11 protein-coding genes are annotated in these 15,677 nt (G+C 45.4%); 4 read left to right on the forward strand and 7 right to left on the reverse strand.

Features of this window, described 5'->3' with window-relative positions; translation table 11 throughout:
- The first annotated feature begins 5 nt into the window (after window positions 1-5).
- On the forward strand, window positions 6-1,748 hold the full coding sequence (locus tag FHS86_RS11990) for an ArnT family glycosyltransferase (protein ID WP_429413738.1): 1,743 nt from the start codon (window positions 6-8) through the stop codon (window positions 1,746-1,748).
- Here FHS86_RS11990 and FHS86_RS11995 read toward each other — a convergent pair.
- From FHS86_RS11995 to FHS86_RS12025, 7 genes are all read right to left on the reverse strand, one after another.
- Window positions 1,725-2,789, reverse strand: a complete 1,065-nt coding sequence (locus tag FHS86_RS11995) for a M20 family metallo-hydrolase (protein ID WP_429413741.1) — start codon at window positions 2,787-2,789, stop codon at window positions 1,725-1,727. The two genes, FHS86_RS11990 and FHS86_RS11995, sit on opposite strands and share 24 nt — an antisense overlap.
- Before the next feature lie 89 nt (window positions 2,790-2,878).
- Window positions 2,879-7,363, reverse strand: coding sequence for a thiol protease/hemagglutinin PrtT (locus FHS86_RS12000; RefSeq protein ID WP_429413744.1), 4,485 nt, complete (start codon window positions 7,361-7,363; stop codon window positions 2,879-2,881).
- Window positions 7,364-7,542: 179 nt separating this feature from the next.
- Entirely contained in the window at window positions 7,543-9,999 is a 2,457-nt protein-coding gene (lon, locus tag FHS86_RS12005; RefSeq protein ID WP_429413747.1) for an endopeptidase La, read from the reverse strand.
- A 338-nt stretch (window positions 10,000-10,337) separates the two neighbouring features.
- Window positions 10,338-10,835 (reverse strand): dihydrofolate reductase, encoded by a 498-nt coding sequence (locus FHS86_RS12010; RefSeq protein ID WP_429413750.1) that lies wholly within the window; start codon window positions 10,833-10,835, stop codon window positions 10,338-10,340.
- Window positions 10,836-10,977: 142 nt separating this feature from the next.
- Window positions 10,978-11,772 (reverse strand): thymidylate synthase, encoded by a 795-nt coding sequence (locus tag FHS86_RS12015; RefSeq protein ID WP_429413753.1) that lies wholly within the window; start codon window positions 11,770-11,772, stop codon window positions 10,978-10,980.
- A 186-nt stretch (window positions 11,773-11,958) separates the two neighbouring features.
- Complete coding sequence (locus FHS86_RS12020) at window positions 11,959-13,419, reverse strand: NupC/NupG family nucleoside CNT transporter (protein WP_429413756.1); 1,461 nt, start codon at window positions 13,417-13,419, stop codon at window positions 11,959-11,961.
- 80 nt (window positions 13,420-13,499) lie between these two features.
- Entirely contained in the window at window positions 13,500-14,090 is a 591-nt protein-coding gene (locus tag FHS86_RS12025) for a bifunctional nuclease family protein (protein ID WP_429413759.1), read from the reverse strand.
- A 342-nt stretch (window positions 14,091-14,432) separates the two neighbouring features.
- Here FHS86_RS12025 and FHS86_RS12030 point away from each other — a divergent pair, with 342 nt between their 5' ends.
- From FHS86_RS12030 to rpmA, 3 genes are all read left to right on the forward strand, one after another.
- Complete coding sequence (locus FHS86_RS12030) at window positions 14,433-14,687, forward strand: hypothetical protein (RefSeq protein WP_429413762.1); 255 nt, start codon at window positions 14,433-14,435, stop codon at window positions 14,685-14,687.
- A gap of 353 nt (window positions 14,688-15,040) precedes the next feature.
- Entirely contained in the window at window positions 15,041-15,352 is a 312-nt protein-coding gene (gene rplU, locus FHS86_RS12035) for a 50S ribosomal protein L21 (protein ID WP_429413765.1), read from the forward strand.
- An 18-nt stretch (window positions 15,353-15,370) separates the two neighbouring features.
- Entirely contained in the window at window positions 15,371-15,637 is a 267-nt protein-coding gene (gene rpmA / locus FHS86_RS12040; RefSeq protein ID WP_429413768.1) for a 50S ribosomal protein L27, read from the forward strand.
- The last annotated feature ends 40 nt before the right edge of the window (window positions 15,638-15,677 follow it).

Raw genomic sequence — 15,677 nt, forward strand, 5'->3', positions numbered from 1 at the left:
AAAATATGAATAAGAAATTGCCTGATCTCTATCTCACACTTCTGCTTGTTATACTGGCAGTGATCTACATTTCAGGGTTGTTTATCGATGTAACCCGCGATGCTTCAAAATACGCCTATGTAGCGCGTGAGATTATACAAACCGGCAACTGGATTGATCTAAAGATTCATGGTGAAGCCTACGAACAAAAGCCCCACCTGATGTTCTGGCTCTCGGCACTGTCGTATAAATTGTTGGGGTATTCGAATTTCTCGTACAAGTTGCCTGTTTTTTTGTTTTCACTGGCCGGCATCTTCTTCACCTACAAGCTTGGGCAAAGTACAGCCGGGAAAGAAGCAGGGCGTAAGGCTGCCTTGTTTACTGCTTTCTCTGTTATATTTATACTTTACAATCAGGATTTACATACCGATACTGTACTTTTTACCACTTCGGCTCTTGCCTTATGGCTCTTGCATGAATACATTAAGAACCAACATGTCAGCCATCTGATTCTATCGGGGTTTGCACTGGGTTTGTGTCTCCTTACAAAAGGTCCCTTTGGTGTTATGCTGCCCTTTTTGTCGGTTGTCGCATTCCTGCTTTCACAAAAAAAATGGAAGATATTTTTCAATCTGCGATGGCTGCTTATGATTGGCATTGCTTTCCTGGTTGCCAGCCCGGTTTTCTACCAGATGTACAACAACTGGGGGTTTGAAGGAATCCGCTTTTTCTTTTTTGGAAACACCATCGGCCGTTTTACCGGTTCGTACCTGGGACATACCCCCGACCCTACTTTCTATTTTCACAACATGGCCTACCTGCTCCTGCCATGGACCATTGTGTTTTTTGCCGGGCTTTACCAGCATATTCGTCGCGGACTCAGAAAAACACTTTCCCCGGGATTACAGTATCTTACCTGGGGTTTTGTAGTGTTTTTGCTTTTAATTTCGATATCGGTATCGAAACTGCCCAATTACCTGATGGCTGCCCTTCCGCTGATGACAGTCATCATGGCTGTTGAATGGAACCGGCTGGCGCCGTACAACAGGCTCTTTTTTAAAATCCAGCAGGCAGTCATTGTACTGATTTGGATTTTGGGAGCAGCTGCTGTTTATTTCTTTGGAAAAAAGCAGCTACCCATCCTGCTTCCTCTTCTTGCAACAGGATTTTTAGTTGTGCATTACACAACCAAGAAATATAACACCGAGCGCAGGCTCCTGCTACGGTCACTTACCGCACTTACTGTTCTGGGCTTATTACTCAACCTGATGATATTGCCGGTGCTTTTTGGTTATCAGGCACAACCAAGGGCTGCAGCTTATCTGAACCAACTGCCCGACAGCAAGATTCACTTATACAACTACCAGAAATCGGAGCTGAAACATCTAAGCTATTTGTGGGACGAAGAAGCTGCCGATACCATGCAGTTCAATCAAACTCCGGCAAAAAAGCATTTTTCCTTTAATTACGAATTGTTGTTTTACTGCCGTCATCAGGCGGCTCATATTGAACGCCCCGAAGAACTGAAAGCAGCACTGGCCATGCCCGATGCCTGGTTTTTCACCGACGAAGAAGGAAAAGCCGATATTTTAAGCCGGCAAGAAAGAATTGACACCATAATTAGCTATCAGCATTTCAGCCTTAAACGAACGGCCAAATACCTCTTTCCCGATGAAGGAAAGTCGCCTTTTGTAGCGCGCTATCTCATTCATCTTCCGAATCCCGAAACTGAAAATGCAGCGCAATCAAAGTTGCAGGCCGCTGAGTAAATCGATGTAGATAGAAATCCCCTTTCTGATTTCTTCCAGTTCGATGTATTCGTTTGCAGTATGTGAACGAGCGGAATCGCCGGGTCCTATTTTAACCGACTGGTACGTCATTAGAGACTGATCGCTGAGTGTAGGCGATCCATAACAATCGATATTCATTTGCAAGGCCTTTTTTACAAAAGGGTGTTTCATGTCAATCCCCGAAGAGTTTAAGCGGGTCGACCGTGCTTTTAGCTCACTACCAACCAAAGCATTGATGATTTCGATGATTTCATCGTTGGTATAACACTCGTTGGTACGCACATCCATTACAAAACGACAGGTATCGGGAACCACATTGTGCTGAAATCCGGCTTCAATCTGGGTAACAGTCATCTTAACCGGTCCAAGCAAGGGGGAAATTTTCTCAAAACGATGGTTTTTTATTTTTTCAATATCACTCATCGCCAAATAAATACTATTAATCCCTTCTTCCCGTGCTGCGTGTCCGGCTTTGCCTTTGGCTACAGCATCAATTACCAGCAAGCCCTTTTCGGCCACCGCCAGTTTCATTTGTGTAGGCTCGCCTACAATAGCAAAATCAACCTTTTCGAGTTGTTTCACCAGAAAGGCCATGCCATTGGGACCGGAACTTTCTTCTTCGGCCGTTGCTGCAAAAATTAAATTAAAAGGAAGGTTTTGAAGGGGATAAAAATACTTGAAAACGGCCAACAGACTTACCAGAGGGCCTCCGGCATCATTACTTCCCAATCCGGTCAAACGATCGCCCTCGAGCGTCGCTTTAAAGGGATCGTAGGTCCAGCCATCGACCGGCTTTACGGTATCGATGTGTGAATTCAGCAGAATGACCGGTTTTTGATCGTCCCAATACTTGTTGAAACACCAGGTATTGTTCATTGCTTCGTGATACGGTATGGCAGCCTGCTGCAGGTTACTACGAACAAGTGCCGCTGCCGCCGCTTCGTTGCCCGACAACGAGGGAGTTTCAATCAATTCCTTCAACAGTGCAACACTGTTTTGAAAAAGTACATCCTGATCCATGGTGGGTTCCAAAAATTTGATTCGATCAAAGATAAAGATAACAAGTCATGTATACCGTTAGTTTGCCAAGAAAACAGCCCGATTAACAATCACTTCACAAGCAAGCGCCTGGTAATTTGCTGCTGTTGATATCCGAAAACGAAGAAATAAACACCGGGCAACCAGCCATCTACCTTGATCTGTTCGTTGTGTTTACTGAGTACACATGAAGTAATCAGCCGCCGATAGACATCAAACACCTGCAAATCAACAGTTCCAAAGTCATGACCTAAAACGACATGAACCCATTCGCCGGCCGGATTGGGATAAAGCTCAAATGATAAATCGGGTAACACTTCGACTTTGGTAGACTGGTAAATGTAGAATTCAAAGCGCTGTTCGCCTGCAAGGTAGTTTTCGTTTCCACCGTGCTTTGCCAGTATAACAACCCTCCCGGGAAGCGTAAAAATAAGGGAGTCGCCACGTGCCAGCACACCTTCACCTTCAACTACAAGCAACTCACTTAGCGGCAAGCCTGACGTGGCACTGAAGTCGCTTATTGTCAAAACTGAGTCAAGGGCCAGTGAATCGGGAGCAAGGCATTCAATAAGTTGAACTGCTTTGCTTACATGCAGAACAAAAGAAGCATTACCTTGATTCCAGTTGCTGTTTCCTTCCTGCGAAAGGTAAACATTGGTGCTTCCTGCGCCATGAATACTGATCCCCTGTTCAGCATCATAGCTTGCTATATTTTCATTTTCAATTTTAATTTCGGGTTTCAGTTCAGAGTTTATTTCGAATTCAGGGAAAAATGCATCATCACCAAAGGTCTTGTGAATGCTGTCGGCAACCGAAATCAACTGATCTGCTTTTACAACGCTCACATGCCATTCAACAGGCGAAGCGGCCAGGAAGTTCTCATCTCCGGGCTGCTCAAACAAAAGCGTGCATTGCCCGGCATTGACGGGTCGCAAATAACTCCCATCAATTTTTACTATGCCCGTATCACTGCTGCTCACCAGCACTTCGAGCCCCGCAGTGGATTTCACCTCGAAAGCAGCAGGCTCCGAGGCATACGGGTAAAGACTGTCGATGGCAACAAGCAAAATCTCCTGTCTTCCTTTCACCACAACAAATTCACTGGCAAGTGGTTCAGCCGGTTGATAGCATGCATTTCCGGTCTGAAGTGCCAGCAATCCGGCCTGGCCAGTGCCTAAAGTATACAACGAATCGCCGGCAACGCGGACATTGTCGGTGGTCGTTTCGTAAACAAGCGGCAAACCCGAATTTGCGATGCCCTGCAGCACATAAGGCTGCTTGCTGTATGCCAGTGAATCTGTCTGATCGAATACAATTTGCTGTCCTGCTCTTTCAATGGTTTGCCATTCGGTAAAAGCAGAACTTTCCACTGCCAGCTCATGGCCACAACCCTGATCACTTATTATAACTTTTGCCCTCACCGCTTTTCCACACAGGGTATCGGCATTTAAGAGCAGCAGGCTGTCGGTCACCCCAAGTTCACTAATTTCTTCATTCAAATCTTTCACTTGCCATTGAAATGCGTACGACCAATCAGCGTTACAGGCATCGAGCGAATCGGACCAGCTTCCCGTTGCTGCAAAAAGCGTTTCTCCATAAACAGCAGCTCCGGTAAGTTTTGGTTCTTCAGTATTCAGTGGCGCATCGTTGATCGATTCTACCTTGAGCAAGACCATGGCCGTATCGCTGTATTCAAAGCCATCGCTCACACGAATTGCCACCTTACGCAGGGTGCTTGTTTCGGGAGCATCGGAATTGACAAAATAATACAGGTGTTGAAATAAGTCACGAAGCTCATCAGCTGACTGTCTTTCGTTGAAGTCAACAAGGAGTGTATCACTATAATTTCCTGAGACAAGAGCAGATGAAAGGCTGTCAGCAAAAACAAGGAATTCATCCTGGTTTTCCAGCTTATCAACAATCCATATTTGAATTGACTTTAGCGTATCTCCATCTGCATCTTCAATTAAAACATCGCTGTCGGCCAGGAAACCATCAAACAATTGTTCGCTCACTGTTCCAATGAAATCATTAGCAAGAGCTCCCGAACTGTTATCCTGATCAAGATTGACCAGCGGAGCTGCATTGACAGTAATTAAACGCTGAACGGGAGTGTAAGCAAGGCCTGCACTGTTTGCGGCAAACAAGCTGTACCAGATGGTATCGGGCCCGGGCAGCCCCCTAACTTCAATTTCAAAATAACCGGTATCGCGTAAATTTTCAGAAACTTCGAAGGGCCGCCACAGAGCAAAATCGAGCAATGAATCGGTGCTCCATACCACGCCGGTTCTCGTTACAGCCGAATCGTTGAGTGCTTCAAGGTGACCTTTAATATCTGCCCCGGTACGAAAAACACTTCTAACTTCTGTAAGTGCAAGCACAGGCTGAGCAGGCAATGTTCTAAACGTGAAAGGCTCACTGTATCCGGTTCCTTCTTCCGTTGTAGCCCAGGCTTTGACCTCATACGTGGTGTATGCCGATAACTTTTGAAGGCTGGCACTAAAAAGTAGCGAATCGCTGTCGACAATAATCACACTATCGGCTGCATGCGTACTTTTGCTTAAAACAAAGCCTCGTTCGCTTACCACTTTGCCCTGGCTGTTGATCAGTTGCCCGTAAACATTGGCCTCGCTGGAAGATAAGACCTGAACATCGCCTACTTCAACTTCGGGCGGCAATCCTTTGGTCGAAAAAGACCAGACCGGCCCGGTGCTGCTTTTGTAGGCATCGCTGGAAACAACCTGCCACTTATAGCTTGTATAAGGATCGAGTCCATGAAGTTGAAAGCTGTTTTCAGTTGTCGTTCCCATCAACTTCAAACTGTCATCTTTCCCCACATAAATACTGTAGATGAGCTGATCGCCATCGGGATCACCACCAGTCCAGCTCAATAGCGGATGGATGCTAATTCTTGTTGTATCATCGGCCGGCAAGGGGTTTCCGGGTACATGGGGTTCAATATTCTGTTTGCTGTTGCTGATGCTTACATCGTCGATAAACATCCATTGCTCATCGTAAAAATCGTAGTTTTGCTGACTGAATTGCAGGCGTACCACCTTTCCGGAGTACTGAGCCAGCGACACACGGTATTGTTGCCATGCTTCATCGCTGAAACTGCCGTTAAAGATGGTGGTCAACAATTCATTACCATATTGTGAATAAACTGCGGCTTGCTGATTGTTCTTAGTCGAAAGTTCTGCCGTTGTTCGTTTTACCCAGAAACTCAGCAGGCCGTTTTCGGGAACGGTGAAGGTGAGTGTTGCAGTATTCTTTGAGTAGGATGAAAATCCGGGTTTCGACAGTAGCATGCTGTACGCTCCCGAATGGCTTACTTCGTTGTTCACTTCGGCCACACCCGACAAGGAAAAACCGTTGCTGCTGCCTGTCTCAAAACCTGCTGCCAGCGGCATTGCACTAATTGGTGAATAGACGGGTTCGATCCCCAGCAGGGCAGATTGCTCCCGGGTATAGTTCGAGCTTCCCGGGTTGAGCGCCGATAAAAGATAATAGCCATTGTAGTTGCCACCCCAGCCCCAGTTAAAATGGAAATAGTTGTCACGATAGCCATCGCATACAAAGGCATGACCGTTGCTTCCCGACGGACTGTTGCCGGCGTAGATAAAGGGTCTGCCCCGCTGTATCTCGTCTTTTAACAATTGTTCCCATTCGCTTTGTTCATCCCATTTGTAGCGCTCGGGAAGATACTGAGCATTAGAATAGCCAAAATGGTTGATCATTGCCGGAATGGCATCTTCGAGGTAGGATCCTGAACCCAGGGGACCAAAATCCATCTCAACGGCCACAGCCAGATGATAACTGATTTGTTGTATTTGTGCATTCTCGGTTAGCGGATGATCGGGCATGGCTCCCCAAACATAATTTGCAGCGGCAAAGTCGGCCGATAACTTTCCATATTTTGAATGAAAATAACTGTGTTCGCCAAAACCTTTTTGTGGGAAGGACCAGAATTTCATGACCTGTGCCAGCGCCGTCGCCACGCAGCCAATCCATACATGCCCGTTACCGGTATTTGCAAGAGGGTCAGCTGGTGCCAGCTCGTTGTAAAAGGGTCCCTGATCCCAGGTCGTGGTGAGCAGTGGACCTGCCTCGTCGATGTTGTCCGATTTCAATGGACGGTAGTCATCGGTGCTGTAGCGCGTCCACAAAGATGTAACTTCGGGTGAAGGTTCATAGCCTGGCTGCCCTGCTTCACGAATTTCACTTTCAAGCCCTTCAATCCATGCGCCAACTTCGGCAGGGGTATTTTCAAGCTGAAAGCTTCCTTTTAAACCATAGGCCAGAACAGGCTGCAGGGCATCGATGCCGGCAACCAGCACCCATGCTTCGGGGTCGAACGACACAAGGTAGAACAAAGCCTGTTTGTTTTCAGTATGGCTTTGCAAATGAGCAATCTGATATTCACTTACACCAAGTCCCTGACTGTTCAGCCAGTTGACCGCTACCTTCCGGGCATCGCCTTCTGAAATACCTGCACCCCAAACAGGCAAAACGATCGGCAACAGCCACAAAAGGATTAAGAAGCACTTTATCTTCATGTATCTCATCCCTCCGCGAACCTTGTTTCAGTCTGGAAAAATAGTGCATTATTGAAGAAGAAGCAATTTTTACCTGAAATATGTCCATCTGTCATTTTCTTGGTTGAAAATATATGGAAAGAAAAAAAAGAGACACCTGTGGCATCTCTTATAATTCTTCGACAGGTCAAAATTGCCTGCTATTGTATTTTCACCGGCTTGTCTACTTTGGTTTTCAAAAGCGCCAGTTGCAGTACATCGGTGATGGTGGCAACAAAATGGAACTTAAGTCCACGGATGTAGATTTCCTTGATCTCATCGATGTCCTTACGGTTTTCCTCCGAAAGAATAATTTCTTTAATACCGGCACGTTTGGCCGCCAGTATTTTTTCCTTGATACCACCAACAGGAAGTACTTTTCCACGCAGTGTAATTTCGCCGGTCATGGCCAGACCACTCTTCACTTTACGTTGAGTAAAAGCTGAAGCCAGCGAGGTAACCATGGTAACTCCGGCTGAAGGACCATCTTTGGGAATTGCACCTTCGGGAACATGAACATGCACATTCCAGCGTTCGAAAACCGATGGTTCGAGCTGAAGTTCGTCAGCATGCGCCTTAAGGTATTCAAGTGCCAGCATGGCCGACTCCTTCATTACGTCACCCAGATTGCCGGTAAGGGTCAGTTGTCCCTTCCCTTTGCTCAGGCTCGATTCTACGTAAAGAATCTCACCTCCGACGGCAGTCCATGCCAGTCCGGTAACAACACCTGCAAACTCATTGCCCTGGTATTTTTCTTTCAGGAAACGGGGAATGCCCAAGTATTTTTGTACCGCTTCCACATCAATGCTTTTATCCACTTCCTCTTCGAAAGCAATTTTACGGGCCAGGCGGCGAACCAGTTTGGCCAGTTGTTTGTCGAGTTCGCGTACACCCGATTCACGTGTATACTTTTCGATTATAAACTCGAAAACGTTGCTTTTCAGCTTAAAGGAATCCTCGGGCAAGCCATGGTTTCGCAACTGCTTAGGCCATAAATGCCGTTTGGCTATTTCAACTTTTTCCTCAACCAGGTAACCGCTTACCTCAATCAACTCCATGCGATCGCGCAAAGGACCACTAATGGTACTCAGGGTATTGGCGGTTGCGACAAACATAACTTTCGACAAGTCGAACTCAATGTCGAGGTAATTATCGTGGAATTCAAAATTTTGCTCCGGGTCGAGTACTTCAAGAAGTGCCGAAGCGGGATCGCCATGAAAGTCTTTCGATATTTTATCAATTTCATCGAGAATAAAAACCGGATTCGAGGTTTTTGCTTTTTTGATGTTCTGAATGATTCGGCCCGGCATGGCACCGATGTAGGTTTTACGGTGACCACGAATTTCGGCTTCATCGTGCAAACCACCCAAACTCATACGAATATAGTTGCGTCCCAATGCTTTGGCTACTGATTTTCCCAGCGAAGTTTTACCTACTCCGGGAGGACCATACAAACAAATAATTGGCGACTTCATATCGTTCTTCAATTTAAGCACTGCAAGGTGTTCCAGAATTCGCTCCTTCACCAGCTCCAGTCCGTAATGATCTTCGTCGAGTACCTCTTCGGCATGTTTCATGTCGAAATTGTCTTCCGAAAACTCATTCCATGGCAAATCAAGCAGGGTTTGCACATAGGTAAGCTGAATGGAATATTCGCCGGCAGCCGGATTTAATCGTTGCAATTTATCAACTTCCTTATCGAAAAGCTCAGCCACCTCCTTATTCCATTTTTTATCCTTTGCCTTTTCTTTCAGGTCCTGAATATCTTTTTCCATTGGGTTACCACCCAACTCGTCCTGAATGGTTTTCATTTGTTGTTGCAGGAGATATTCACGCTGCTGCTGGTCCATGTCGGTTTTCACTTTCGACTGGATATCCTTCTTCAATTCAACCAACTGCAACTCTCGAACAAGGTACGAAATGGCCTGAATTCCTCTTTCGCTCAGGCTATTGAGCTCCAGCAAGCCCTGCTTTTCACTCAGCTTTATTTCCGAATTGGAGCAGATGAAATTAATAAGGAAAGCCGGATTTTCGATATTGCGTACAGCAAATGTTGCTTCAGGAGAAACATTGGCCGAATTTTTGGCAATTTTAATGGCAATGTCCTTCAGCGATTCAACAATGGCTTCAAATTCAGCAGAACCCTCGCTTGGCTGGATGTCGTTCAGGTTGCTGATTCTGGCAACATGATACGGCTCTTCCTCGATCATTTGTTCGAGTTGATAACGCTGCTTGCCCTGGATAATTACCGTGGTGTTCCCATCGGGCATCTCCAGTATTTTCAAAATTTTGGCAACTGTTCCCACCCGGTGAATGTCATCTCCTGAAGGGTCGTCCACATCGGGATCGATTTGTGACATGGTTCCCATCAGTCCATTCTTCTTATAAACCTCCCGAACCAGTTTCAGCGATTTGTGTCTTCCAACCGAGATGGGTAAAACCACCCCGGGAAACAACACCGTATTTCGAAGCGGCAAAATTGGCAGTACCGCAGGCAGTTCTTTCACCACCAAATCATCTTCCCCTCCATCGGCTATGATTGGCACAAAATCGGAATCATCATCGCTCATTCCTGTAAATATAAACCCTCTGCTATCTTTGATATTTTTGTCACCCATATTACAAATATAAATTTAAAGCTGACAGAGTGTCTTGTCAGCTGCTCTATTTTTCGTGCATGCTTATTGGTCAATAGCCATGCCAAAATAGAAACTATCTTTCAAATGGAAACAGTTTGCAGGCTTACAACAAAGAAATACGCATCGTGTTGAATAGATGGGGACGAATTTGTTTATTACCTGCCGCATGCATTGATTGAGTATTGAAAAAGGCCTTTTACGACTACAATTAACAAGATGTGCTTACCTAAATATTCTTAATTGCTTTTGCTTTGACTTTTCCAATAAGATGTGGCCTTTACTAACTCCCCTTCGGTAGCAAGAAGTATGCTCCCCTATTATTTTCGCAGCAAATCGATATACGAATAGTCGAAGTTGTTTTTATCGTCATGGTAGTCTTCGCGAGCGGCTTCATTCCATTCATCATAGTCGATTTCAGGAAAATATACATCGGCATCGAAGTCTTTGTGAACCAAAGTCAGATATAGTTTTCTGGCCAGCGGATAAGACTGCCGGTACACCATTCCGCCACCGATGATAAATGCTTCTTTTTCATCTTTCACCTTTTCAAGTGCTTCTTCAATCGAAGCAACCACTTCGCAGCCTTCGAAGCAATCATCCATCTGGTCGGAGATCACGATGTGCCTGCGATTGGGCAAAGGCCATTTGGGCAACGACAACAGCGTATTGCGCCCCATGATCAATGTTTTTCCGGTGGTAATCGCTTTAAAACGCTTCAAATCGTTGGGTAAATGAAACAGCAGATCGTTATTTTTGCCAATTGCAAAGTTTTGTGCTATGGCTACGATGATGGATATGTTGTTGTGTATGGTCATAATAAAAGGAAAAAGTCATTGTAAAAAGAAAAAAGTCATTGGTCATTAAGTCATTGATTCATTGCACAAAGAAAAAGTCATTGGTCATTGACCAGACATTAACTTAGTAACTTTTACTACTGAGTATATGACTTACTGACTTTTACACGGCCACCTTGCCCTTGATGTGTGGATGGGCCTGGTAGTTAAGCAGCTCAAAGTCGTCGTACTGAAAGTCGAATATACTTTTCACCTCCGGATTAATTTTCATTACCGGCAGCGGATAAGGTTCTCTTGTTAGTTGCAGTTTCACCTGATCGATGTGGTTGGTGTAAATATGCAGGTCGCCAAAGGTATGCACAAAATCGCCGGGTTCGAGCCCGCATACCTGAGCCATCATCATGGTTAAGAGCGCATACGATGCAATGTTGAAAGGCACTCCCAGAAACGAATCGGCACTTCGCTGATACAACTGACAGGAGAGTTTGCCATCGGCCACATAAAACTGGAAAAAGGCATGACAGGGCGGCAGGTTCATGTTAGGCAAATCGGCCACATTCCAGGCACTGACAATGATGCGTCGTGAATCGGGGTTGTTTTTAATAGCATCGACGGCCTGACTGATCTGATCGACCGAGCCTCCATTGTAATCGGGCCATGAGCGCCACTGATGTCCATAAATATGTCCCAGTTCACCCTTCTCGTCGGCCCATTCGTTCCAAATGCGCACTCCGTTGTCCTGAAGGTATTTCACATTGGTATCGCCGGCAAGAAACCAGAGCAATTCATGAATAATTGATTTCAGGTGCAGTTTTTTAGTGGTTACCACCGGAAAACCATCCTGCAGGTTAAAGCGCATTTGGTAGCCAAAAGTAGAAATCGTACCTGTTCCGGTGCGATCCTCTTTCCGTATGCCTTTATCGAGCGTATGCTGTAATAAATCGAGGTATTGTTTCATCGCTAATAAAAAAAGTCATTGGTCATTAAGTCATTGATTCACACAGGAAAGAGAATAATTATTGTCCTGAAATGTTTTGAATTAAAATACTATTTTTCAACTATAACAAGTTTCTTTCCTAATCTCTTTGTTTATAGTTAATTATCAAAAGTCTAGTATCTAGTATCTAATATCTATCGTCTGATTCTATCCCATAATCATTCCGATGATGGTAGCCGAGAGCAGGGAGGCCAGCGTTCCGGCCCACAAGGCCCGTAAACCGTATTGCGACAACAAGGTGCGCTTATTGGGTGCCAGCGAACCGATTCCGCCAATCTGGATACCAATGGATGCAAAGTTAGCAAATCCACACAAGATGTAGGTCGCCATGATGATCGATTTAGGGCTTGAAAATAAGCCCGATGCCTTCATGTCGGCCAGACTGATATAGCCTATAAATTCGGTCATGATCAGTTTTTCACCCAGCAGCCGTCCCACCAGGGTGATATCCTGAACAGGTACACCAATGAGCCACATCACCGGTGAGAATAAATAACCCAGCACAAACTGCAATGAAAGGTTTTCGTATCGGCCATCGGTCATCTGGGCGATGGATTCGTTCAGATTGCCAATGTTCCCGATTTTATTCATGATGAAGTTGAACATGGCAATGAAGGCAATGAAAGCCAACAACATACCAGCCACATTCACCGCCAGCTTAATGCCTTCGGTGGTACCTGTAGTGATGGCTTCGAGCGGGTTGTCGCCAAACTTGTCCTTGCTTACCTCAACCGTTTTGTTTACTTCGCCAACCGGAGGAACTATGATTTTTGAAAAGATAATTGCACCCGGAGCAGCCATTACCGATGCGGTAAGCAGGTGTTTGGCAAACTCGAGTCGCAACACCGGGTCGTCGCCGCCCAGCATGGCAATATAAGCAGCCAGTACTCCGCCGGCCAGGGTGGCCATTCCCCCCGACATCACCAGGAGCATTTCGGAGTTCGACATGGCAGGCAGGTAACCTTTAATCATTAACGGCGATTCGGTCTGGCCCAGAAATATGTTTCCGGCCACTGAAAGCGCTTCGGCACCCGAAAGGCCCATCAGTCGTGAAAACACATAGGCCAGTCCTTTTACCACAATCTGTATCACACCAAAATAGAACAGCACACTGGTAAGTGCCGAAAAGAAAATAATGGTTGGCAGCACCTGAAAAGCAAAAATGTAACCAAATTTCTCGACGTCGAGAAAACCCTCGAAAAGGAAGTTGGTTCCGGCTTCGGTAAAATCGAGTATGACAACAAATATTTTTCCGAAGAATTCAAAAATCCACCTGATAAAAGGTACGTTGAGAATGCCAATCGCCAGTGCAAGCTGCAGGGCCAGTCCAACAAACACTGTTTTCCAGGGAATATTTTTCTTGTTATTACTAAAAAGCCAGCCCAGTGCCAGCAGCACCACAATGCCCAGCAAGCCGCGAAGAACAGCGATCATGCTAAAGCCACCGGTGTCGGAAATATCGAGCAGTAAATTGGCCTTGTCGGGCTGAGGGGTGTTGAGCACTGTTTCCACCTCGTTCTGAACCAAGGTGCCGGTGTCGGCCAAAAGTGGCTCAACACTAAGAAGAAGAATCCCTGCCAAAAGCAGAAGCAAGCCTAAACGCTTCATTTGTTATTAGATTGTTGTGGTTAATACTATCGACATCGGGCTCCCGAAGAACAGGCTGAACCATTTCAGCACTACCGGTTTCAGTTGCCTTTTTCTTTCCTGCGGTGAATTTCATCACGCAATTCCGATGCCCGTTCATAATTTTCATCCTGAATGGCATCCTTTAATTGCTGTTCAAGCTCTTCGATGCTGCTGGTGTTGTATTGATCTTCGGGACTGAACATATCATCGTCGTCTTCCCTTTCGTCGACGCTGTCGTTTACCTCGATGACGATGCCGGCTTTCGACAAGATTTCCTCGCTGGTATAAATGGGGCACTTAAAGCGTAAAGCCAGTGCCACTGCATCGGAGGTACGGGAATCGACTGCAATGCGGGAACCATTTTGCTCGCAAATGAGCTCGGAATAAAAGATCCCCTCTTCCAGCTTATAAATGATAATTTCAACCAGATCGATATTAAAGGCCTGGGCAATGTTTTTAAAAAGATCGTGGGTTAAGGGTCTTGGCGGGTGCAGGCCTTCGAGCTGAATGGCAATCGACTGGGCTTCGACAGGACCTATGATGATGGGAATGCGTCGGTCGCCATTTTCTTCGGCCAAAACAAGCGCATAAGCACCTGTTTGCGTTTGACTTACCGATAACCCCAATACATTTAATTTTATTTTGAGCATAGAATCGTTTGAAATCGTGTTGCAAGTCAAACAAAGATAAAAATTGTTTTGGCATTGAATAATCAAAAAAGGCTTTTTATGAAAAGGAAGCAGGCTGAGCTTAAGAAAAGTCAGCAGTCATTAAGGAAAAAGTCATTCAGTAGAAATGCTGCCCCTTACGGGATAATTTTCGGATCAATCTCAATTTCTTCATTACTATTTTTTTCGGTCTTTAGTCTTTTATCTTCAGTCTTTTGTACACCAGTCTTTTATCTCCAGTCTTTTGTCTTCAGTCTATTGTCTTTTATCTTCAGTCTTTTATCTCCAGTCTATTTGTATCTATTTATTTATATATTTGCATCCATGAACAGAATAGAAGTTGAAACGCTGAATTTAAAAACCAATGGAAGTTGGTTCAAACGTCGGGTGTGGACTCCTCATGGAAAAAAAACCATTGTTTATATGGCCCTGGGAGCGGTAGCGGGTTTGGCTTACACCTTGTTTTTAGGTGATCATGCCGGTGCTGCCGGCTTTGGCGATATTGCCCGGGGCATGCTGGTGGGCGGATTTTTTGGCTTTTTCATTACCAACAGTCCTTGTGCACGAGGGCGGTGTTAAGTCCTGCGAACAATATCTTGTTCATTTTTTTTGTAAAATGATCCTCCCTGGCGGGGCAGGGACAGGAGCGGCAGCTTGCCGACGGTGAGGGCCCTGGTGGAACGTTTTTTTGGCGGCGACCGGAGGGAGCCCGGCGAAAAAACAGTGACACCGGCCCGAAACAAGGCAACTATAGCGGATGGCCCGGTGCTTGCAGCCCCCCAAAACGATATCGAAATGCAATTTTTTGAGGCTAATTATTTGGCAATCATTCAAAATTATCTACTTTTGCAATCCGAAAGTTTCCGAGTTGGCCCGATAAGTGAGAACCAGTGGTTTTCCGCCTTCCGGATGAAATATTTTATTCGATAAAAATGTACGCAATTATTGATTTTAACGGATCGCAGTACAAGGTTGAGAAAGATGCCAAGTTGTATGTGAACCGTTTGGAGACAGCCGAAGGCGAGAGCTTCGACATTGAGAAAGTGCTTTTGATTGATAACGACGGAAAGGTTAGTATTGGAACACCGGTTGTTGAAGGTGCCAAGGTTACTGCCAAAGTTCTGGAGCACCTGAAAGGTGATAAAGTAATCGTTTTCAAGAAAAAACGCCGTAAAGGTTACAGGGTTAAAAACGGACACCGTCAGTATTTAACTCAGATTCAAATTGAAGATATTGTAGGATAATAAAAAAAATTAAATACCATGGCTCATAAGAAAGGTGTAGGTAGTTCGAAGAACGGTCGCGAATCGGAAAGCAAACGATTAGGCGTAAAAATTTGGGGCGGACAAACCGTAAAAGCCGGTAACATTATCGTTCGTCAGCGTGGTACACAACATCATCCCGGAAACAATGTCGGCATGGGTAAAGATCATACCCTTTTCGCATTGATTGATGGTGAGGTTGTATTCCAGAAAAAACAGAAAAACAGATCGTATGTATCTGTGGCTCCTAAAAGTGAAGTAAACTAAGTAGTTCACTACGATATTTGAAAGGGCTTTCCGAAAACGG

Source organism: Roseimarinus sediminis, from assembly GCF_050433125.1.
GTDB lineage: Bacteria > Bacteroidota > Bacteroidia > Bacteroidales > Prolixibacteraceae > Roseimarinus > Roseimarinus sediminis.

Bases quoted from the DNA above. Each gene is read 5' to 3' on its own strand.
- FHS86_RS11990 (WP_429413738.1), top strand. From the start codon at position 6: ATGAATAAGAAATTGCCTGATCTCTATCTCACACTTCTGCTTGTTATA.
- FHS86_RS11995 (WP_429413741.1), bottom strand. From the start codon at position 2,789: ATGGATCAGGATGTACTTTTTCAAAACAGTGTTGCACTGTTGAAGGAA.
- FHS86_RS12000 (WP_429413744.1), bottom strand. From the start codon at position 7,363: ATGAAGATAAAGTGCTTCTTAATCCTTTTGTGGCTGTTGCCGATCGTT.
- lon (WP_429413747.1), bottom strand. From the start codon at position 9,999: ATGGGTGACAAAAATATCAAAGATAGCAGAGGGTTTATATTTACAGGA.
- FHS86_RS12010 (WP_429413750.1), bottom strand. From the start codon at position 10,835: ATGACCATACACAACAACATATCCATCATCGTAGCCATAGCACAAAAC.
- FHS86_RS12015 (WP_429413753.1), bottom strand. From the start codon at position 11,772: ATGAAACAATACCTCGATTTATTACAGCATACGCTCGATAAAGGCATA.
- FHS86_RS12020 (WP_429413756.1), bottom strand. From the start codon at position 13,419: ATGAAGCGTTTAGGCTTGCTTCTGCTTTTGGCAGGGATTCTTCTTCTT.
- FHS86_RS12025 (WP_429413759.1), bottom strand. From the start codon at position 14,090: ATGCTCAAAATAAAATTAAATGTATTGGGGTTATCGGTAAGTCAAACG.
- FHS86_RS12030 (WP_429413762.1), top strand. From the start codon at position 14,433: ATGAACAGAATAGAAGTTGAAACGCTGAATTTAAAAACCAATGGAAGT.
- rplU (WP_429413765.1), top strand. From the start codon at position 15,041: ATGTACGCAATTATTGATTTTAACGGATCGCAGTACAAGGTTGAGAAA.
- rpmA (WP_429413768.1), top strand. From the start codon at position 15,371: ATGGCTCATAAGAAAGGTGTAGGTAGTTCGAAGAACGGTCGCGAATCG.